At 32.3% G+C, this 21,712-nt stretch carries 13 protein-coding genes; 12 read left to right on the plus strand and 1 reads right to left on the minus strand.

Annotation, left to right across the window (positions count from 1 at the left end):
• The first annotated feature begins 8 nt into the window (after nucleotides 1-8).
• The 6 genes from BN2390_RS03465 to BN2390_RS03490 all read left to right on the plus strand — a co-directional run bounded on the left by BN2390_RS03465 (nucleotide 9) and on the right by BN2390_RS03490 (nucleotide 12,206).
• On the plus strand, nucleotides 9-1,502 hold the full coding sequence (locus BN2390_RS03465) for an S-layer homology domain-containing protein (protein ID WP_053982957.1): 1,494 nt from the start codon (nucleotides 9-11) through the stop codon (nucleotides 1,500-1,502).
• A 543-nt stretch (nucleotides 1,503-2,045) separates the two neighbouring features.
• Nucleotides 2,046-4,229, plus strand: a complete 2,184-nt coding sequence (locus tag BN2390_RS03470; RefSeq protein ID WP_053982958.1) for a copper amine oxidase N-terminal domain-containing protein — start codon at nucleotides 2,046-2,048, stop codon at nucleotides 4,227-4,229.
• A 177-nt stretch (nucleotides 4,230-4,406) separates the two neighbouring features.
• The gene (locus BN2390_RS03475; protein ID WP_053982959.1) at nucleotides 4,407-6,539 is read left to right on the plus strand and encodes a copper amine oxidase N-terminal domain-containing protein; all 2,133 of its coding nucleotides are present in this window, start codon (nucleotides 4,407-4,409) and stop codon (nucleotides 6,537-6,539) included.
• Nucleotides 6,540-6,696: 157 nt separating this feature from the next.
• Nucleotides 6,697-7,833 (plus strand): stalk domain-containing protein, encoded by a 1,137-nt coding sequence (locus BN2390_RS03480; protein WP_053982960.1) that lies wholly within the window; start codon nucleotides 6,697-6,699, stop codon nucleotides 7,831-7,833.
• A 140-nt stretch (nucleotides 7,834-7,973) separates the two neighbouring features.
• On the plus strand, nucleotides 7,974-10,190 hold the full coding sequence (locus BN2390_RS03485) for a stalk domain-containing protein (RefSeq protein ID WP_053982961.1): 2,217 nt from the start codon (nucleotides 7,974-7,976) through the stop codon (nucleotides 10,188-10,190).
• A gap of 120 nt (nucleotides 10,191-10,310) precedes the next feature.
• The gene (locus tag BN2390_RS03490) at nucleotides 10,311-12,206 is read left to right on the plus strand and encodes an O-antigen ligase family protein (RefSeq protein ID WP_053982962.1); all 1,896 of its coding nucleotides are present in this window, start codon (nucleotides 10,311-10,313) and stop codon (nucleotides 12,204-12,206) included.
• 79 nt (nucleotides 12,207-12,285) lie between these two features.
• On the opposite strand, the gene BN2390_RS03495 is transcribed toward BN2390_RS03490, so the two are convergent.
• Nucleotides 12,286-13,683, minus strand: coding sequence for an undecaprenyl-phosphate glucose phosphotransferase (locus tag BN2390_RS03495; protein WP_053982963.1), 1,398 nt, complete (start codon nucleotides 13,681-13,683; stop codon nucleotides 12,286-12,288).
• A 189-nt stretch (nucleotides 13,684-13,872) separates the two neighbouring features.
• Here BN2390_RS03495 and rfbA point away from each other — a divergent pair, with 189 nt between their 5' ends.
• From rfbA to BN2390_RS03525, 6 genes are read left to right on the plus strand one after another with little or no spacing between them, the layout of a single operon-like run.
• Nucleotides 13,873-14,754 (plus strand): glucose-1-phosphate thymidylyltransferase RfbA, encoded by an 882-nt coding sequence (gene rfbA / locus BN2390_RS03500; protein ID WP_053982964.1) that lies wholly within the window; start codon nucleotides 13,873-13,875, stop codon nucleotides 14,752-14,754.
• Nucleotides 14,755-14,757: 3 nt separating this feature from the next.
• On the plus strand, nucleotides 14,758-15,795 hold the full coding sequence (gene rfbB, locus BN2390_RS03505; protein WP_053982965.1) for a dTDP-glucose 4,6-dehydratase: 1,038 nt from the start codon (nucleotides 14,758-14,760) through the stop codon (nucleotides 15,793-15,795).
• 34 nt (nucleotides 15,796-15,829) lie between these two features.
• A complete protein-coding gene (locus BN2390_RS03510; protein ID WP_053982966.1) occupies nucleotides 15,830-16,603 on the plus strand; it encodes an ABC transporter permease in 774 nt (257 codons plus the stop codon).
• Between the two features lie 14 nt (nucleotides 16,604-16,617).
• A complete protein-coding gene (locus tag BN2390_RS03515) occupies nucleotides 16,618-17,352 on the plus strand; it encodes an ABC transporter ATP-binding protein (RefSeq protein ID WP_053982967.1) in 735 nt (244 codons plus the stop codon).
• A 9-nt stretch (nucleotides 17,353-17,361) separates the two neighbouring features.
• Complete coding sequence (locus BN2390_RS03520) at nucleotides 17,362-18,543, plus strand: glycosyltransferase (RefSeq protein ID WP_053982968.1); 1,182 nt, start codon at nucleotides 17,362-17,364, stop codon at nucleotides 18,541-18,543.
• A 13-nt stretch (nucleotides 18,544-18,556) separates the two neighbouring features.
• A complete protein-coding gene (locus BN2390_RS03525) occupies nucleotides 18,557-21,709 on the plus strand; it encodes a glycosyltransferase (RefSeq protein ID WP_053982969.1) in 3,153 nt (1,050 codons plus the stop codon).
• The last annotated feature ends 3 nt before the right edge of the window (nucleotides 21,710-21,712 follow it).

Raw genomic sequence — 21,712 nt, forward strand, 5'->3', positions numbered from 1 at the left:
GAGACAAGATGAGAAAATTTGCAGCATTTATATTAACATGGATTATAGCAACGACACCTCTTCTTGCCTATGAAGGAGAGATGGGGTATTTTGGAGGCACAGTGCCTGGACAGAAGCTACTTACAACGACTGAAGCAGCAAATACCAAACGTAGTACTTCAAAAATTACTTTACCTTATAAAGAAACCATCTATTTAACAGGGGAACCAGTAGTGGTAACAGGTACCATTCAGTTTAAACCTAACGAAATAGATAAAGAAAAAGGTTCTGGCAACTATACAGAAAGCTATGTGATTAAAGCAGAAGATGCCAGTGGAGAAAGTAAGATTACACGTACCATTTCATTAGAAACCAATTACTTATATGACCCTGTAGCAAGACAGACGACTAAAACAACCGAGATGAAAAAATGGACAGAGTTAGCTGTAGTAAATGGTAATACCTATCAGCTAGACAGCAAACAGTCCTCTTTTTCTAAAAGTATGATAGAGGACTACACACCAGGTGCAACTTACTATAGAGGTGATGTGAGTTATGAAGCTGTCTATAAAGATGTAACAGGTGGTGCAAACAATGTAACAGTTACTGTGAATGGACCAATCTATGGCTATGAACATAACTTTGCAAAGACAGAAACACAAAAACGAAGTATTACCATTGAAAATGGTAAACAAGGCTATTACATAGAAGAAATGCCAACCTATACAGTTCATAAAGAACTTCAATATGGAGCCAATGAGCCAGATGCCATCAGCTTTGCAGGTAACTACAAAGAGATTATTAGAGGTGAGGGGTCTAATACCTACAATATTATTGCAGGTAGTCCAAACCTTTATGATAATGAATCAGTAGGGAGTTATAATGTATTAGACACACCAAAGATTGAACAACTTTCTGCCGTAAATCTTTCGAAATTCAAAGGGCATCCAGCAGAATCAGACATTAGAAAAATGTATAGCCTTAAGATCTTTACAGAAGATATCAATAGCTTCTCACCAGATAAAGTTGTTACAAGAGGTGAATATATTAAGATGCTTGTAAATTCACTAGGTATAGAAGTACCAGATACCGAGGAGAAGAAGTCTAATAAGAAGAAGGATGAAGAAGAGGTTGTAATCTTTACAGATATCTCTAAGACAAGTCCATATTATCCATATGCAATGGCGGCCTACAATGCAGGCCTTATAAGTGGAGGGACATTCTCAGCGAGTACCCCTCTTACAAGAGAAGCGATGATCCAACTCAATGTAAAGGCAGTAGGACTAGAACGATTAGGTACAGGTGCAACTCAAACTTCTTATATAGATGATGATAAAATTGCTGTATGGGCCAAACCAGCAGTTTATGCTGCAGCGCAGCTAGGCATTGCGCCAGATAATAATGATTACTTCTTACCTAAGAAGCAAGTAACTTATAGCGAAGCAGCAGCCATGATGAATCAATATTTAGACTACCTACGCTATGAACTACAAAAAGATTATAACGATAAAATGATGCCATAAGACATGATTGCCTATAAGGGAGTAACACAGAGAAGAGACTGTGTTACTCCTTTTTGCTATTAGAAAAGAGATGTTTTAAATGTAAAAGAGTAGGTGTAGATCATAAGGGGTTGATTAAGGTAGTAAAGCGGCTGTAAGTTGATGAAAACATAGTCAGTATAAGGGGTACAGCAGTAAAGGTATAATATGGATAAATATAACCCGGTTTAATATTTTAACTAAATATTAATAAATATTAACTGAAATGAGGGTGCAGAAAAAATTTCCATATTGTTCAAGGGTAGGGTACAAGCCTTGGGAATACAAGAAAGAACCATGTTTGTATATTTCTGTAAGATTACACTAACATTACAAACGGATAAAAACACTTGATAACACAAGGAAATGTCTTGTATAATCATCATGTAAACAAAAACGAAGAGCAACGACGGTAGGCGTAACCACTTATTAAAAGTATATTAAAAAATATTAAATAAGTATTACAAAACATTACATACACATCAGCCGAGTCGTTGACTTAAGACAACTTAGGGAGGCTTTATTATGAAATTACGTCAAAAATTAGCTGTAGTTTTAGCTTCAGCAATGATCATTACAGCAGTACCAGTAGTAACAAGTGCCGCATCAACAAACTCATTCAACAAAACTTTATCAATCGTAGCTGATAAAGAAATCACAACAGCACAAGGTTTAAACCTTACAGTAAAATACGATGATAGTGCAGTAAAAACAATTGCGAATGGTACAAAAGATACTTTCTTCGTAAATGCAACAGATTTCAAATTCTTAAATGACACAAACGTATACACAGGTGTTGAAAAAGACGGTGTTACAATTACTCGTTTATCTGATACTCAATTAAAAGTTGAAGTTAAAGCAGGTACAAACCTTACAGGAAAAGAATTAGAAATCGCTATCGCAGGTACACCATCAAAAGGTACACCAGCAATTATCGTAGATGCAGAAGATTCATTAGCTACATCAGGTAAATATGCACTTTCAAACTCAGAAGTTGTAACAGATAAAGTATTAACTGCTACAGCTGGTGATGTTAAAAACATCTCTATCGATGGATACGGTTCAATCGCTGATATTACAATTGAAGAAAAAGCTGCAGATACATTATTAGAAAAAGGTGAAGTAACTATTACATTACCAAACAGCTCAGAATTAAACTTCAATAGCACATATAAAACAGCTCAAGAAATTGAAATTGCTGCAAATAGAGGTCTTTCATCAGCATCTATTAAAGCAACAGCTAAATATTTCGAAGATGCAAACGGAAAACAAGATAGCAAAAAACTTGTAATCACTCTTACAGGAAACAAAACAGCAAGTAGAGGTTCTGTAGTACTTAAAGGAATCAAAGTTGAAGCTGAAGACAAAAAAGCTGATGTAGCTACAGGAGAAGTTAAAGTAACTGTTAAAGCTAATGGTATGGAAGATACTAAATTAGTAGTTGCAAACGTAGCAGATTTTGGTGTTAAACTTAATGTAAAAGAAGAAGTAGAAGTAGTAGCTGGTAAAGATGGCAAAACAGTAAAAGTAACATTAGAAGAAAGTGCAATCGACAGCTTAAACAAAAAACAAAACGTTTACTTCACAGTAGATGGCGCTAAAATTGATGCATCATCTCTTAAAATTGTAGAGGGTGCAAAAGACATCATTACAGCTGCAAAAGCTGATGATGAAGTAGAACTTACTTTAGATGCATCAAAACTTACAGCAGATGCAATTAACAAAGTTGTATTTGAATTTGCTGTAGAAGGTAAAGCTGCTAACACAGGAGATATCGTTTTAAAAGCAGAAAGTAGAGCACTTGAAAATGATATTGAAGTTAAACTTGGTACAGTTAAAGAAGCTGTTAAAGTAGAAGCTCAACCAATGACAGTTAAAGTTGGTCTTAAAGGTCAAAAAGGTGGTCAAGTTGTTATCACAGAAACAGATGCTGAAATGTTACCACGTGGTGAACAAATCATCGTTGAAGTTGCTAAAGATAGCACAAAAGGTATCAATGTAACAAATGCTACAGTAGAAGCTAAAGATGTAGAAATCAAAGATGTTAAAGTAGAAGACGGTAAAATCTTCTTCACAATCGCTAGAACATCTGAAGAAGCTGGTTCAATCACAATCAAAGATATCACTGTAGATACAGATAGAACAGTTCCAGAAGGTTCATTCGATTTAGTAATCGGTGGTAAAGCGATTTCTAAAGATAACACAAATAAAGTTTCAGATTCAAAAGATGCTAAATACTTCGAAGATGCAATCACAGTAGCTGATTTCTTCGTAGTAGGTACACCTAACACAGAAGACAATGCTGCAAACGGTCTTAAAAAAGGTACAGGTATCTTCAAAGTTGGAGAAAAATCATACACAGTAAATGGTGAAGCTAAAGAAATGGACGCAGCTCCATACATTGCAAAATCAAACCGTGTAATGGTACCAGTAAGATACGTATCAGATGTATTCGGTATCAATGGTAACGATGTACTCTTCTCTAACGAAAATGGTGGAACAATCACTATCTTTGCTGGTAATAAAGTACTTCAAGTAGTTAACGGAAGCAATATTGCACTTGTAAACGGTGTTAGAGTTCCTATGGACGAAAAAGTATCAATCGTTGATGGTAGAACATACGTACCAGTTGGTGAAATGGGTAGATTATTAGGTGTTGATGTTGAGTGGTCAAACGAAACAAAAACAGCTACATTCTCAAATAAATAATTCAAGATAATAAATTCATCTATTAACATTCCCCTAAAAAGGTGGCATAGTATACAGACTATGCCACCTTTTTTACGTTATGATTACGAATAACACTAAAGGATTGTATTTAAAAAACAAAGGTCTATACTAAAAATGTAGACATATATCAAAATATAATCTAAAGGAGAATATAAGATGAAAAAAAGAAATAGAAAAATACTATCCTTTATCCTATTAAGTTGTATGACTTTAGTGAGTATGCCGGTTGGTTTAAGTGCCAAATCAACTAACAGTTATAATAAAGAGATTTCTGTTGTTCAAGGAACAGAAGTAAATACACAAAAAGGTCTTGTGTTTAACATGGCTTTTAAGGCTGGAGAATTACAAAGAGGCACTAAGTTTGAAATTCAAGCAAAAGATTTTGACTTAGATCGTAGAGCGTATAATGGAATCAAAATTCAAGGAGCAACAGTTACTTATCAATCAGGTAATAGCCTGAAAGTAGAAATAGATAAAACATCAAAAGAAACAATGATTAGTATTCCTGTCTATGGAACAGTTTTAAAAGGAACGCCAAGACTGATTGTAGAAGGAGAAGATTCAGTTGCTACACCAGGTGAATATATTATTGGACGCAATGAGCAAGTAGATCGTTATGGTCTAACTGTAATAACAGGGCAAGTGCCAAATATATCAGATACGGCTAATGGACAGTTGGCGGATATTATCATAGAAGAAAAGGCAGCAGGAACATTGGTATCGGGAACTAAGATTAGATTAAGATTGCCAAGTGCAACAAATTTAAAATTTAGATTACCTGATACAGATTCGAAAGGGTATGCAACATCTATCAAGGTAGAAGGATTAAGAGGTTTAAGTAGTGAAAATATTAAAGTTAAAGCAGAGTATATAGGTAATAATAGCAATGAATTATTACTCACGTTAGTAGGTATACAACCATCTATAGCTAGAGGTGGCATTCAGATCAAGGGTTTAGAATGTCAAGTTGATAATAAAAATAGTCAAGTAGGTTATGGCCCGGTACAGGCCACCATTAGACTAGATGATGCAGATACAACAACACTTACTGTTGCGAATGTTAGTGGAGAGGGCATTAACCTAAAGGTTAAACAGCCTATTAAGTTGACTGCAGGCAAAGGAAGCCAGACTGTAGAAGTGACGATGAGTGAAAATGTTGCAGGAAGTTTGAGTAGACGTAACGATGTGTATTTTGAAGTAAAAGGTGCACAGATAGTGCCTGGTACACTTAGAGTAAATAATAGTACAACAGCTACAATTAAAGAGGATAAAGATTCTAAAAATCAAGAGGTTATAGGATTTACGTTAAATACTAGAAAAATAGATCCAACACGTATTAACACAGTGACATTCTCTTTTGATGTACAAGCTGAGGCAGGAACAGAAGGTGCCATAGAGTTAATAGCAGATTCTATGAAATTAGAAGAAAAAGTTACAATTGGTCAAGTAGGATCGGCTCTTGCAGTTACAATGAATACCATCAATCTTAAGCCAGCGCTTAAAGATCAAGTTGGTGGTAGTATTACAATAAAGGAAATGAGCTCAGGCATATTCGAGCGTGGCAGTCAACTTGTTGTCTCTATAGGTAGAGGTGCAAGAGGCATTAGTTTTACGGATGCTAAAGTAGAAGTTGAAGATATGAAATTGGGTAATATGAAAGTAGAAAACGGAAGTATTATACTAGATATTGATAGGGGATCAGATGAGGGTGCTACCATTAGATTAACAGATCTTGAAATGTATGTTGATGCACTAGTAGAAGAAGGAACCTATGACATTGTTCTGAGTGGTAGTGCAGTTTCTGATAATGAAAAAGATAGAATCGTTCTTAAAGATAAGATTAAGGTAGCTAAACAAGCGAATTCTAATAATCAACAAGAATCAAATGGACTAGCTAAAGGCACTGCATCTTTTAAAATAGGTGAAAGAAACTATATTGTGAATAATAAAGTGAAAGAAATGGATGCAGCATCTTATTTATCATCTTCAAATCGTGTAATGGTACCTGTTAAGTATGTATCTGATGCTTTTGGTATTACAGAGGATAAGATGCATTTTGATAAGGAAGATGGAAAAAGTGTTGTTATTATAGAAGCAGGTGAACGTACACTTAAACTTATAGATGGTAGTAATTTAGCAGAAGTGAATAATGTAGTGAAACCAATGGATGATAAAGTAACCATCTTAAATGGTAGAACTTATGTACCTGTAGGAGAGATGGCTAGGATGTTAGATATAGATGTAGAGTGGTCTAATGAGACAAAGACAGCTATTTTTACTAATAAATAAGAAGATACAAAGTGTTATTAAATGGTAAAATTTATGTTACTGTAATATTACTTTAAGATTAAGAAATGAATACAGGTGTTGAAAGTTAATTTGAAGAGTCATATACTTAAATAAATAGAGAAATTAAACTTAGTTTTACATAAGGGAGGATATAGTGATGAAATTAAGAAGTAAGAAAATTTTAGCTGTACTCTTAGCAGGGAGTATCGGTACAGGTGCATTTGCAGTAGGTGCTGCAAACTTAACAAAAAATGTACAACTTAGATATAACAACATTGCAGTTAAAGTAGATGGGCAAGTGAAACAACCAAATATGGAACCATTCTTCATTGGAGACTCTGTTTATGTATCACTTCGTGATGCAGGTCAGTTAGTAGGGAATCAAGTTAATTGGAATGGCACAACACAAACAGTAGAAATCAATACAAATACAACATCTAACTCAATTATTGAGCAAGACCTTGCGAACAAAAATCATCAATTAGCAGTTGCTAACTCAAAAATTAAAGATATGGAAGCTAAAATTGCTAAATATGAAAAACAACTTGGCATAACAGATGGCAAAGAAGATAGCAAAGATGATGATAAAGATACAAGTACATCTAAAGAATTAGATCTTAAAGCAACACTTAAAAAACTTGAAAAATACTATAGTGATAAATATGATGTAGAGTGGACTTTCCGTCTTAAAGGTGATGAAAGTAAATTAACCTTTGAAGTAAGATATGATAGTAAGAAAGATGGTAAATACTTCAAAGAAATTTCTAAATCTACACTTGAAAAGTTCACAAAAGATATGGTGAAAGATATTCAAACAGAATGTGGATCAATCAAAGTAGTGGGTGAAGTTTATGATACTTATGATGAAGTAACAGTGGCAACATTTGAGATGTCTACAAAAGGATCATTCGACTTTGAATACAAACGTAATAGCAATTACAAACAATCTGACTTAGATGATTTTGCAAAAATCTTAAAAAATAAATTTGGCACCTTCCCAAGACTTGACTTAGGAAGCATGTTTGATGGAAGCTCTATTCGTGTTAGAGATATTAAACTTGAAGCGAATAATGATGTGATTGAATTCTCAATCTATACAGATTATGCAGATATGACAGTAGCAGATAGTGCTTGGTATGAAATGAATAGTACACAAAAAGATAAATTAGAAACTTATTTAAATGATATGCAGGATTATATTGAAGATGAATTTGATACAAAAGCAAAAGGTTATGTATATAACGAAAGTAAAGAAATCATTGCAAAATATGATAGCAGTTTAAAACTTAACTAAATAGAATAAGAGAATTTGTTACAGGAAAATTACAAATCTATTTAGAAAGTTGACTTTGAATATATACCATTATATAATTTAACATGAAATGGAAAGTTATATATTAAATTAAATTATAATTATGAAGGGGGACGTTAATAATGAAATTACGTCAAAAATTAGCAGTAGTTTTAGCTTCAGCTATGGTTATCACAGCTGTTCCTGTAACTACAATGGCTGCTTCAACAAACAGCTTCAACAAAACTTTATCAATCGTTGCTGATAAAGAAATCACATCAGGTCAAGATTTAATGTTACAAGTTAAATATGCAGATAACGATGTTAAAGCTGCAAAAGGTGATGTATTCTTCATCAATGCAACAGATTTCGAATTCACAGAAAAAGCTTACAATAAAGGAACAACAGTTGGTCATACAAATGACAAACATGTAGGTGCAGAAGTTGAATTCTTATCAAAATCTCAATTAAAAGTAACAACAACAGCTACAGATGGTAAAGTTGAAATTGCTATCGTTGGTACTCCTAAAAAAGGTAACCCAGCTGTTACTGTAGATGGTGAAGATTCACTTGTAACTTCAGGTAAATACTCACTTACAGGTGCAGAAGTTGTAACAGATAAATTATTAGCAGCTACAGCTGGTGATGCTAAAAACATTTCTGTAGATGGATACGGTTCAATTGCTGATATCACAATCGAAGAAAAAGTTGCTGATTCTTTAAGCAAAAAAGAAGTTACAATTACATTACCAAATAGCTCAGATTTAATCTTCAACTCAAAATATGCAAAAGGTGCAGAAGTAACAGTTGAAGGTAAAAGAGGTCTTGCTGGTGAAGTAACAAAATTAACAGCAAAATACTATGAAGATGAAAAAGGCAATGTAGACAATAAAAAACTTGTTGTTACATTCCCAGAAATGAAAACAGGAACAAGAGGTTCTGTAGTACTTAAAGGTATCGAAGTTCAATCTGAAGATAAAAAAGGTGACGTAGGTACTGGTGAAGTTAAAGTAACAGTTAAAGCTGAAAAAATGGAAGATACAAAATTAGTTGTTGCTAATGTAACAGAATACGGTGTATCATTCAAAGTTGACGAAGTAGAAAAATTAGTTTCAGGTAAAGGTTCAAAAGAAATCGAACTTGCAATTAAAGAAAATGCTGTTGACAGCTTAGATTCTAAAAAAGATATCTACTTCACAATTGAAGAAGGTTACTTCGATGTTGAAAGCCAAGCTAAATTCAACGAAGCTAATGCAGAAAAAGGTCTTTCAATCAATAAAGATTTAGATGAAATCACACTTGATTTAGGTCATACAAATACAAAAGATGGTAAAACTACACCAATCTTTACAGCAGATAAAATCAATGAATTCAAATTCAAAGTAAACGTTGCTACAAAAGCTGAACAAAAAGGTCCAGTAGTAGTTGTTGCATCAAGCAAAAACTTTGAAGAAGACATGAAAGTAGAAGTTGCTACTGTAACTCCAGCTGTTAAAGTTGAAACAGAAGCTATCACTGTAAAAGCTGGTCTTAAAGATCAAGTTGGTGGTAAAATCGTAATCACAGAAACAGAAGAAGAATCACTTGAAAAAAATAAAGAAATCCGTATCAACTGTGCAGAAGCTAAATACGGTTTCGATGTTAAAGATGCAAAAGTTAAAGTAACAGGTGGAGATATCCAAATCGATTCAGAAGTTAAAAATGGAGAAATCATCATCAAAGTAACAAGAACATCTGATGAAGCTTCAACAATCACAATCAGTGATCTTGAAATTACAACAGATAGAACTGTTCCAGAAGGTACATTTGACTTCCAAGTTGGTGGTACAGCTATCTCTACATTAAACAACAAAAAAACAGGCGAAGTTAAAGATGGTAAAGATGTATACACAAGCCAATACAAAGATGCTATTGAATTAGCTGATTTCGTTAAAGTTGGTACAAAAAATACAGAAGATCTTCCAAACGCTGCTGTAGCAAAAGAAATCGTTTTAACAGCTGGTAGCATGGCTTACACAGTAAATGGTGAAGCTAAAACAGCTGACGCTGCAGTAACAATTAAAGATGCAAGAACTATGGTACCAGTTCGTTTAGTAGCAGATGAATTTGGTAAAGTTGATTTCGGTACAATCAATGGTGTTGGTACAGTAACAGTATTCAAAGATGGTAATGTACTTCAATTCCAAAATGGTTCAAACATCATGAACAAAAATGGTATTGCTATTCCTATGGATGCTAAATGTGAAATCGTAAATGGTAGAACATTTATTCCAGTTAAATATGTTGCTGATGGTCTTGGAATCAGCTACACATGGGATGCTGCAACAAAATCAGTTACATTCACAAACTACGCTAAATAATTTGTGATTTTTATAAAAAAAGCAACTCCTTCGGGGGTTGCTTTTTTATTTTTGATGATTATTTTACTCTACATATGCTATAATACAAATTATGAGGTCATACAGAATAAGAGGTGAAATATGATTGAAAAGGAAAAAGAAGTTCAAGGTAAATATGCCTTTAATTTTGCATGGATAACATTTGTTCCTATAATGTTATTATTGGGGATAGTACCCCTTATAGTAAGACTTGTAAAGACAGATATTCCGGCTGAATATATACTTTATGTAACAGGTAATAATATCGACTTCTTTACTCAATTTAAGGCACAAGCGATAGTTGCCTTAGTAATTGTCATGGGAATAATTTTATTCTTAACATGGAAGAAAGAATATCTAAAAAGAGATAAAATATCTTATATTTATTATGGTATGTCAGTGATATTTATCCTTATGACATTACTATCAGGCTTTTTATCTTCTTATAGAGAAGTAACAACGTGGGGACTTCCAAATCATGCAGAGGGCATGGTAATTTTAGTATGTTATATTGCTATGATGCTTTATACATACTATTGTGTGAAAGAAAAAAAAGATTATAAATTTATCCTTATACCTTTAGCGTTTTTAGTAGTGTGTACAACAGTACTAGGATTTTTCCAATATATTGGTAAAGATTTATTTATGACAGAATTAGGGAATAAGATTATTATCCCTGAGCATTATGCAGAGGATAGAGGAATATTAACAGGCCTATATGAAAGTAAGCGTATATATGGGACCATGTTCCATTACAATTATGTAGGTAGCTTTGCTGCAATGATGGTTCCACTATTCTTAACTTTGACTTGTTTAATGAAAGGGTATAAGAGTAAATTAGCTTTTGGATTTTTAAGCCTATGTAGCTTATTCTTACTTTTTGGTAGTACATCTAGAGCAGGTCTTATAGGTTTTGCTTGTAGTATTGTTGTATTTATTATTTTGTTTGGAAGAAGTTTCATGAAGCATTGGAAAGGACTACTAATAGCAGTTGTTATAGGAATTATAAGTGTTATAGGATTGGATATAGTTACTAATGGAAGTATCTTTTCGAGGGTGCCAGCCTTAGTAGCAGATATAAAAGGAATGTTTCAATCTACACCACAAGATTTTAATTACAAAGCTAATTTACCTATTCAGGATATTGTTCAAGAAGATAACAAAATAACTTTCCAGCTCAAAGGTAAGTCACTGACAGTAAGCATGACAGAAGATGGACCTAAATTTGAAGATGAAGTTGGTAATGAGATTGTATATATTTATATGGATTTAGGTCAAGGAGCCAGATACTTTACTCAAGAACCAAAGTTTGAAGATGTGATTTTCCATGTAAGACAAGTTGAAAATCAATACTACTTAATTCTAGCTTATCAAAATACAAAAGTATTAACGTTGGGGATGAGTAACGATGGTATTCAATTGGTAGATGATTATACTTATGAGCCTAAAGAATTCGTTGAACCACCTGCTATTGGATTTAAAGGTAAAGAAAGGATGGGGTCTGCAAGGGGATACATTTGGTCCAGAAGTTTACCACTTTTAAAAGATACCTTATTCCTGGGATTTGGCCCGGATACCTATGCGTTTGAATTCCCTCAGGATGATATATTAGGAAAATGGTGTGCATATGATTCACCTAATATTGTGGTTGATAAACCTCATAATTTATATTTACAAATTGCTCTCAATGAAGGTGTGATAGCATTAATAGCCTTTTTGGTATTAGTTGGAACTTATGTAGTACATGCTATTCAATTATATGGATTTAAAAAGGGTTATAGTGTCATAGAAATACTAGGGAGTGCAGTGCTTCTTGCTATTATAGGTTACTTAGGGGCAGGTATGTTTAATGATTCTGTTGTACCAGTAGCACCTATATTTTGGATACTTCTAGGAACGGGTATGGCAACTAACTTTATGGTAGCAAAAGAGCAAAAAGGAGCACGTGCAAACATGCCACACGCTACAATTAATATGAAGACAAGAAAGCATGTATAGATAGGATTCTACTTTATGTGTTTAAAATAGAAAGATAAAAATAAGGGTTACCTCATGTGATAATGAGATAACCCTTATTTTAATATGCATTTTTATTAACGAAGCCTTTAAAGATAGTCAGTAATATAATTTTTAGGTCAAAGCTAAAAGTCCAATTTTCAATATAATATAAGTCATGTTCGATACGACCTTCTATAGAAGTATCTCCACGATAGCCATTAATCTGTGCCCATCCTGTAATGCCGGGGCGGACTTGATGTTTGATCATATAACGTGGAATGGTTTCTTTGAACTGATCGACAAAGAAAGGTCTTTCAGGTCTTGGACCTACAACAGACATATCACCTTTTAATACATTGAAAAATTGAGGGAGTTCATCAATACTTGTTTTACGCATAAAGCTACCCCACTTAGTTTTTCTAGGGTCGTTAGGTGTAGTCCACTTAGCTTTTTCTTCTTCTTTTGTTTGGACACGCATGGAACGGAATTTATACATATTAAAGTTTTTGCGGTTAAGGCCTACACGCTCCTGTTTATAAATAATAGGGCCAGGAGAAGTAAGCTTGGTCATAAGTGCTGCGAAAAGTAAAAGTGGACTTGTAAGAATAATGGCAACTAGAGCAAAAACAATATCAAAACTACGTTTTATAAAGTTTTTAAATACATTATCAAGAGGAACATGACGAATATCAATAACTGGTAGTCCATCTAGATCATCCATATAAGGTTTAGCAGGTATATACTTATGATAGTAAGGGATGATCTGAGTTTTAACACCTGACTTTTCACAGACTTGGAGAATATGTGAAAGTTCACTAAGATCGGCACCTGATACTCCTATAATTACAATATCAATAATTGATTTAGAAAGGAGAGTTTCTAAATCATTAACATGACCTAATACTTCATATCCCTTAAAGTTTTTTATATGATTATCATTAGAAGTAATAATTCCTGCAATATTATACCCCCAATGAGTATGCTTCTTTGTTTTATCTAAGAATAAAGCGCTGCTATCAGTTGTACCTACAACTAAACAATGTTTTAGATTATACCCTAATCTACGATACTTCTTCAAAACTAGGCGAATACCTATACGTGTACTAATTGTTAAGCAGGTATTAATAATAAAAAATAGAATCAGTGTAAGGCGAGAAAAGTCTATAACTTTAAAAGTAAAGAGGCCTACCATAAGTATAATGCCAGATAGAATATTGGTTTTAACAATAGCAGATATCTCTATGTGGAGGGGTTTTGTACGTCTAGTACTATAGATATCAAATATATTATATAAAATGAAATATGTAGGGATACATAGTAAAATTGGTTTTAAAGAAGTTGTCAACGACAATGTAATTGTTCCTGAATCCAGTATGTAGAAACGAATGCCATAAGCTATCATGTATGAAATGATAATTAATAAAAGATCTAAAAAGACCTGTAATCTATTTAAGTATTTTTGATTTTCTCTAATCATAGAAATGCTCCTTTGGATAAAATTCCTGTTCTAATTATACTATATTCTTAGAGAAAGAACAAAATTAGACTTAAAATTTTAAGAGATTACAAGGATGTAATATATGGCATTGATATTTATACAAAAATCATTAAATTTCTTATATAGGTATGCTATAATTAAAATAATACTCATAAAAGGAGAAAGAATATGAAGGGAATTATATTAGCAGGTGGAACGGGCACAAGACTTTATCCAATTACTAAAGCAATTTCTAAGCAAATGATTCCAATATATGATAAACCTATGATTTATTATCCTCTTTCTACGCTTATGTTAGCTGACATTAGAGACATTCTTATTATTTCCACTCCAAGAGATTTACCAATGTATCAAGAATTATTAGGAGACGGAAGTAGTTTAGGCATGTCTTTTAATTATGCAGTTCAAGAACAGCCTAAAGGAATTGGAGAGGCTTTTATTATTGCAGAACAATTTATAGGAGAAGATAGAGTAGCACTAGTATTAGGAGATAATATTTTCTATGGTACAGGGTTTACAGGATTGCTGAAGAAAGCTTCACAGATAGAAGATGGAAGTATGATATTTGGGTATTATGTAAATAGTCCAGAGGCATATGGTGTAGTAGAGTTTGATAAGGAAGGTAATGCCATTTCTATAGAAGAAAAACCAAAGTATCCTAAATCACCTTATGCAGTGACGGGCTTATACTTTTATGACAATGATGTAGTGGAAAAAGCAAAACAACTTACATTATCACCAAGAGGTGAATTAGAGATTACAGATATTAATGCTATGTATTTACAAGAAAAAAGATTAAAAGTAGAGGTTTTTGGACGGGGAATGGCTTGGTTAGATACGGGAACCTGCGAAGGTTTAACAGAAGCAGCAAGCTTCGTTCAAGCAGTGCAAAAAAGGCAAGGCTTGTATATCGCATGTATAGAAGAAATTGCATATAGAAATAAATGGATTAATAAAGAACAACTTAAGGTGCTAATTGAACCTATGAAGAAAACAGAGTATGGTCAATACTTAGAGGATATAATTAAAAAGGAAAATCTTAAGGAGTAACTCATGAAGAATATATTAGTTACAGGTGGAGCAGGGTTTATTGGAAGTAATTTTATAAGGCATATGATACAACAATATGATTATAATATTATTAACTTTGACCTGCTTACATATGCAGGGAATCTAGACAACTTAAAGGATATAGAAGGTAATTCAAAATATTATTTCATAAAAGGGGATATACGAGACCGACAACAGGTGAAAAGTATTTTTGAAACATATGATATTGATACGGTAGTTAATTTTGCAGCTGAATCACATGTAGATAGAAGTATAGAGGAACCCGATGTATTTCTCAGTACTAATGTGCAAGGAACCCAAGTATTATTAGATACAGCAAAACAGTATTGGAAGGTCACCCCAGAGGACAAGTACTGCAGAGAATTTAAAGTAGGTGTAAAGTACTTACAAGTTTCTACAGATGAAGTTTATGGTTCATTAGGGAAAGATGGATTATTTACTGAGACAAGTCCATTAGCTCCTAATAGTCCTTATTCTGCATCTAAAACAAGTGCAGATTTATTTGTAAGAGCATATCATGAAACATTTGGCCTACCAGTAAATATAACCAGGTGCTCGAATAACTATGGTCCTTATCAATTTCCTGAGAAATTAATTCCTCTGATGATCAATAACTGTCTTAATCATAAAGTACTCCCTGTATACGGCGATGGTATGCAAATTAGAGATTGGTTACATGTAGAAGATCATTGTGAGGCAATAGCTACAGTTTTGCATAAAGGTCAGGATGGTGAAATCTACAATATAGGTGGCAATAATGAAAAAGCTAATATTGAGATAGTTAGGCTCATTATTAATAAATTAGGTAAGTCACAAGAACTTATTCAATATGTTAAAGATAGACCAGGACATGATAGAAGATATGCTATTGATAATACTAAAATTAGTACTGAATTAGGTTGGAAGCCAAAATATACATTTGAAGAAGGAATGATTCAGACAATTGAATGGTATCTAGAGCATAAAGAATGGATTAATGATATTATTAGTGGTGATTATCAAACATATTACAAGTTGTAGTACCTAAAGAGATAAAAGAAAGAGAAGGAACAGTATGAAACCAATAAAGGAAATTTACAAATATAAGGAGTTACTAGGTGAACTCGTTAAGCGAGATATCAAAGTAAAATATAGAAGGTCTCTATTAGGGGTTATATGGAGTGTTTTAAATCCTCTTTTATTTATGGTAGTAATTACAATTGTTTTCTCAACTATATTTAAAAGTGATATTGAAAATTTCCCTATATATTTCTTGTGTGGACAAATTGTCTTTGCATTCTTTTCAGAGGCAACATCAATGGCTCAAACATCTATCTTAGGAAATGGTGCACTAATTAAAAAAGTATATATTCCTAAATATATATTCCCAGTATCTAAAGTATGTTCAGGAATAGTAAATGTAGGATTTTCTCTTATAGCTATTATTATAATGATGGTTATTTTACGCTATATACCACCAGTAACAGCATTACTCTTTTTTGTGCCATTAATTTACGCATTTTTATATGCAATAGGAGTAAGTATGCTTATTTCAGCACTGGCAGTATTTTTCCGAGATACAGTGCATCTATATAGTATATTATTAACTGTATTAAGCTATTTTTCAGCTTTATTCTATCCAGTAGAGATTATTCCTGCTCAATATCAAGGACTTATTAATTTTAATCCGATATATGTATTTATAAATTATTTTAGACAATTAGTATTAGTAGGTAAGGTTCCAAGTTTAGAATATAACGTATTATGTATAGCTCACTGTGTTTTAATGCTTATTGTAGGGTATTATACATTTAAACGAAGTGAAAATAAATTTATTTTATATATTTAGAAGAGGTATTATATATGGAAGCGTTAGCTGTAAAAGTAGAAGATGTGCATATAAGATTTAATCTAAGTAAAGAACAAGTTAATGGAATAAAAGAGTACTTTGTTAAATTAGTAAAAAGAGAACTTCTCTTTGAAGAATTCTGGGCATTAAAAGGAATTAGTTTAGAAATAAAAAAAGGAGAAGTATTTGGTATTGTAGGTTTAAATGGTGCAGGGAAAAGTACTTTATTAAAGGTAATTGCAGGTGTACTGGAGCCTACAAAAGGGAAAGTAAAAATTAATGGTACAATAGCTCCGCTTATTGAATTAGGGGCAGGTTTTGATATGGAGCTTACGGCAAGGGAAAATATTTATTTAAATGGTGCAATTTTAGGATATAGTAGGAAATTTTTAGATGATAGATTTGATGAGATAATAGATTTTGCAGAGATTCATGAGTTTTTAGATGTACCTTTAAAAAACTATTCATCAGGAATGGTAGCTAGAATTGCATTTGCAATAGCAACAATAGTAGAGCCTGAAATTCTTATTGTTGATGAAATTTTATCAGTAGGAGATTTTAAATTCCAAGAAAAATGTCAGAATCGTATAAGAGAAATGTTAGAAAATAATGTAACGGTTATAATGGTTTCACATTCAATAGATCAAATTAGAAGTATGTGTAATCGTGCTATATTAATCGAAAAAGGTAAAAATATTTTAATAGGGTCAGCAGATGAAGTATGTGATTTATATATTCAAAAAAGTTAGGGGGAAACTATGACATTTCAAACATTGTGTAAAAGATTATGGAAGAAAAGTTGTAGAATTATAAATCGATTAAAGCAGTTCACTAGGGGGATACAGTATAAAAATGAAATAGAAATACTTTTGGAAGAGATAGAGGAAAAGCAGTTACCAGTTATAATCTTTCTTGATATAGTAGATTGGGATATTCCATTATTTCAAAGACCTCAACATATGGCTAAATGTTTAGCTAAAGAAGGATATACCTATTTATTCTTTACTACGAATACCTATGATGATATAAATAGTTTTAAACAACAGGATAATAACTTATACATTATTAATAACGTTTTTAAGAAAAAGATAATAGATACAATTCAATTAAGACATAAATATATACAGTTATATTCTACAGATATGAAGACTACTGTTGCAGATATAGAAAAGTACAAGAAATTAGGTTATAAATTAATTTATGAATATATTGATGAGATTGCGCCGGAACTTTATGGAAGTGATATTCCGCAAATAGCTCTAAAAAAGCATACTTATATTTTAAAGGATGAAGAAATCTTTATGGTATGTACGGCTAGAAAGCTTTATCAAGAAACCATTGCTATTAGAGAATTAAATAGAGTACAACTTATAACAAATGGTGTAGAATATAATCATTTTAGTGAACAAAGAGATAAAGTTGTGAAAACTAAAGAACAAAGAGTAATTGGTTATTTCGGAGCATTTGCGAGTTGGTTTGACTATGACTTGGTAAAATATGTAGCACAGCAATGTAAAGAATATAAATTCTTATTTATAGGATGGGAGTATGATAATTCACTTAGTAAAAGTGATATAAGCGATTTAGAAAATGTGACAATATTAGGCCCTATAAATTATACAGAGTTACCTATATATGCAGCAGAATTTGATGTATCTATTATTCCTTTTAAGGTTAATGAAATTACAGAGTCTACATCACCTATAAAATTATTTGAATATATGGCACTAGGAAGACCTGTTGTAACAACAGCAATGCCAGAATGCATGCTATATGAACCCGTTCTTATTGCAAGGGATAGAGAAGAGTTTGTGCTTAAGTTAAGGGAAGCTATTAGGTTACAAGATAATGCAAAATATCTTAGTAAGCTAAATGAATGTGCTTTAGAGAATACATGGCAAGCAAAAGCCAAGGATCTTATTAAACTAATCCAGAGTTGAAAGGAAGTAAAACATGAAAGAGATTAATAGTAAAGAGTATTGGAGTGAAAGATTTAAAACCAAGGATTGGGATGCTAAAGGTGGAGAAGCTCAAAGCCAATTTTTTTATAAACTCGCTTTAAAAATGCTACCAAAGTGGTTAGAGAAAGAAATTATGCAAGAAGAATATAGTATTTGTGATATAGGATGTGCTGAAGGAGATGGGACAGCAATACTATATAATAAATTTTTCAATTCAAAAGTGTATGGAGTAGATTTTGCAGCAGATGCTATAGAATTAGCAGAGAAAAAATATACAGGAATAAGCTTTAATACAGGTGATGTTAATGACTTTATATGTGAACAAGATATACTATTTTCATCTAATACATTAGAGCACTTTAGAAATCCATGGAAATTAGTAAAAGGCCTTATGAATGGGGGACAAAAGTATACTATTTTATTGTTACCTCTTAACGAAATGAATTTAATAGACGAACATTTTTCTCAATTTGAACTAGAGTCTATACCCTTAAAAATACAAAGTGGCACATTAGTATATTATGATATAGTAGACTGTACAAATTTACCAAATACAGCATGGACAGGAGAACAAATTTTACTCGTATATGCGCATGCTGAGGAAGTCTCTCTTTATCAATATACATTAGATGGAATGATAAATAATACGAAATTAGAAGCAGAACAATATTTGATGCGAGAACTAGAGGATAAAATTAGTTTACTAGAAAGTAATAATGAACAGCTTATTATAGATATTGCTGACATGAAGCAGCTAGAAGAAGAATTAAAAAATAAATTACATATACAAGGGGAAGAGCACCAAAGTATAGTAAATCAAATTCTTCAAAAGACTGATTTAATGGAAGAAGAGAAAGAAGAATTAAGAACAGCAGTTATTAAACTAGAAAAAGAACTAGAAGGTTTACAAAAAAATTATGATAAAGTTCAGGAAGCAAAAAAACATGAAGAACAACTTATAGAAGAATATAAAGAGAAGTTAGATATATTACAAATGAGTAAAGAAAGTGAAGAAGAAATAGAAGACTTACAAAAGCAAAATAATGCACTTAATGTAACTATTACTAATCTTTCTCAACAAGTACAAGAATATAATGATATGCTTTATACGGCAAATGTTCAAAATGAGCGACTTAATTCAGCGTTATGGAAAATACACTCTTCAACTTTCTGGAAAGTAGCAACTAAATACTATCATGTACGAGATAATACACCATTAAAGTATCCATTTAAAGCGTTAAGAAAAGTAAAAAGAATGATTACACATACTACACCAGAATCAACTACTATGGATACAGTAGTAGGACAAGCTCCTATTATATTTGAAAATAAAATAGTTCATGAGAAAGACAGAAGCGTGTTTATTTTTGCTGGTGTAGCATACTACGATATTGGTGGCGGACAAAGAAGTGCACAACTTGCAAAGACTTTCTATAAGATGGGATATGATGTGCATTACGTTTATGCTTATGATTCAAGTGAAAAAGATAAGGTAACGATTGATTTACCAGTAAGAGCACATATCCATATAGATGAATTAACTACTGAATATGTAAAGAAAAATATAGGGAAAGATACATTCTTTATTTTTGAAATTCCTCATGATAAGTTTTATCCATATTTAAATCAAGCAAATTTATTAGGGATAAAAACAGTATATGAGCACATTGATAACTGGGAGACCTCGTTAGGAGGAGATTGGTTCCATTTAGATATTTATAAAGATTTCTTAAAACAAGCAGATGTACTTATAGCAACAGCGGCACTTTTACAGGAAAAACTTCAAGAAACAGTAAGAAAAGAATGGCCAGAACTTAATAAACAAGTATACTATATGGCAAATGCTGTAGACTGTGAACTATTTGAAAGTTTACTTACACATAAAAAACCTAAAGATCTCATACAAGGAGAAAAAACATTGCTCTATTATGGATCACTATGGGGTGAATGGTTTGACTGGAATCTTATCTTTGGAGTAGCAAAAGCCTTCCCATCCTATGCAATTAATTTAATTGGTGAGTATGAGGGGATAGTAGTGAAGCTGAAAAATATTCCTGAGAATGTACATTTTTTAGGGCTTAAAAAACAATTAGAATTACCAGCATATCTTCAGCATAGTGATTATGCTATATTACCATTCGAGACATGTGAGATTGGAAAGTATGTATCACCTTTAAAAATATTTGAATATATTTGTATGAATAAAGTAGTGCTTTCTACTAAGTTGCCAGATGTAGAAAATTATCCAAATGTTTATTATGGAGATACACCAGAAGAGTGGATAGACATACTTAAAACAAAGCCAGAACCAATCCAAAGTAATGCTGAATTTATTAATAAACATAATTGGTATAATCGTTGTAATAGTATTGTAGAAGCATTAGATATGACAAAAACATACAAAGAGAAAATATCAGTTATTATTTTGAATCGTAATAATAAGAAAGTAATCTTTAGATGTATAGAAAGTTTAATAGTTAATAATAAATACGGATATGAAATTATTGTTGTAGATAATGATAGCTCAGATGGTTCCTATGAGCAACTTCAAGAAGAATATAGTGATAAAGTTAAAGTTATTCTTAATGATAAAAATGGATGTTCTTCAGGACGTAATTTAGGTGTGAAAAATGCTACTGGAGACTACCTAGTGTTCTTAGATAGTGATCAATGGGTATGGGGAAGTAGTTGGCTAGATAAAGGGCTTGATATTCTACAAAAAGATAGAAATATTGGAGCAGTAGGTTGGGCAGCAGGTTGGTTTAGTGAAGGTAGTGTAGGTGGGCCAATATGTGATTACTTACCAAACAGAGGAGTAGAAAAAAATGAGTTATACCGTATGGATATTGCTTATTTAGGTACAGGAGGGATGATTCTCCAAAAGAAACTTTATGAAATGATTAAAGGATTTGATGAATACTACGATCCAACATGTTATGAGGATACAGATTTTGCACTATCTATTAAACACCTAGGATTTGATCTTGCATATTGCCCATATATGACTATTTTCCATCTGCCACATCAAACAACAAATTCAGGAAGTAAAACACATCAAGAACTGATGACACGAAATGGTGAATACTTTAAAAATAAATGGCAAGAAAGAAATGAACAATTTTTGAAAGTATATTTAGATAACTAAAAA

This window comes from Niameybacter massiliensis (assembly GCF_001282685.1).
In the GTDB taxonomy this organism is placed as follows: Bacteria; Bacillota; Clostridia; order Lachnospirales; family Cellulosilyticaceae; genus Holtiella; species Holtiella tumoricola.

Excerpts from the sequence above, each read along its gene's own strand:
- BN2390_RS03465 (WP_053982957.1), top strand. The coding sequence starts at position 9 with ATGAGAAAATTTGCAGCATTTATATTAACATGGATTATAGCAACGACA.
- BN2390_RS03470 (WP_053982958.1), top strand. The coding sequence starts at position 2,046 with ATGAAATTACGTCAAAAATTAGCTGTAGTTTTAGCTTCAGCAATGATC.
- BN2390_RS03475 (WP_053982959.1), top strand. The coding sequence starts at position 4,407 with ATGAAAAAAAGAAATAGAAAAATACTATCCTTTATCCTATTAAGTTGT.
- BN2390_RS03480 (WP_053982960.1), top strand. The coding sequence starts at position 6,697 with ATGAAATTAAGAAGTAAGAAAATTTTAGCTGTACTCTTAGCAGGGAGT.
- BN2390_RS03485 (WP_053982961.1), top strand. The coding sequence starts at position 7,974 with ATGAAATTACGTCAAAAATTAGCAGTAGTTTTAGCTTCAGCTATGGTT.
- BN2390_RS03490 (WP_053982962.1), top strand. The coding sequence starts at position 10,311 with ATGATTGAAAAGGAAAAAGAAGTTCAAGGTAAATATGCCTTTAATTTT.
- BN2390_RS03495 (WP_053982963.1), bottom strand. The coding sequence starts at position 13,683 with ATGATTAGAGAAAATCAAAAATACTTAAATAGATTACAGGTCTTTTTA.
- rfbA (WP_053982964.1), top strand. The coding sequence starts at position 13,873 with ATGAAGGGAATTATATTAGCAGGTGGAACGGGCACAAGACTTTATCCA.
- rfbB (WP_053982965.1), top strand. The coding sequence starts at position 14,758 with ATGAAGAATATATTAGTTACAGGTGGAGCAGGGTTTATTGGAAGTAAT.
- BN2390_RS03510 (WP_053982966.1), top strand. The coding sequence starts at position 15,830 with ATGAAACCAATAAAGGAAATTTACAAATATAAGGAGTTACTAGGTGAA.
- BN2390_RS03515 (WP_053982967.1), top strand. The coding sequence starts at position 16,618 with ATGGAAGCGTTAGCTGTAAAAGTAGAAGATGTGCATATAAGATTTAAT.
- BN2390_RS03520 (WP_053982968.1), top strand. The coding sequence starts at position 17,362 with ATGACATTTCAAACATTGTGTAAAAGATTATGGAAGAAAAGTTGTAGA.
- BN2390_RS03525 (WP_053982969.1), top strand. The coding sequence starts at position 18,557 with ATGAAAGAGATTAATAGTAAAGAGTATTGGAGTGAAAGATTTAAAACC.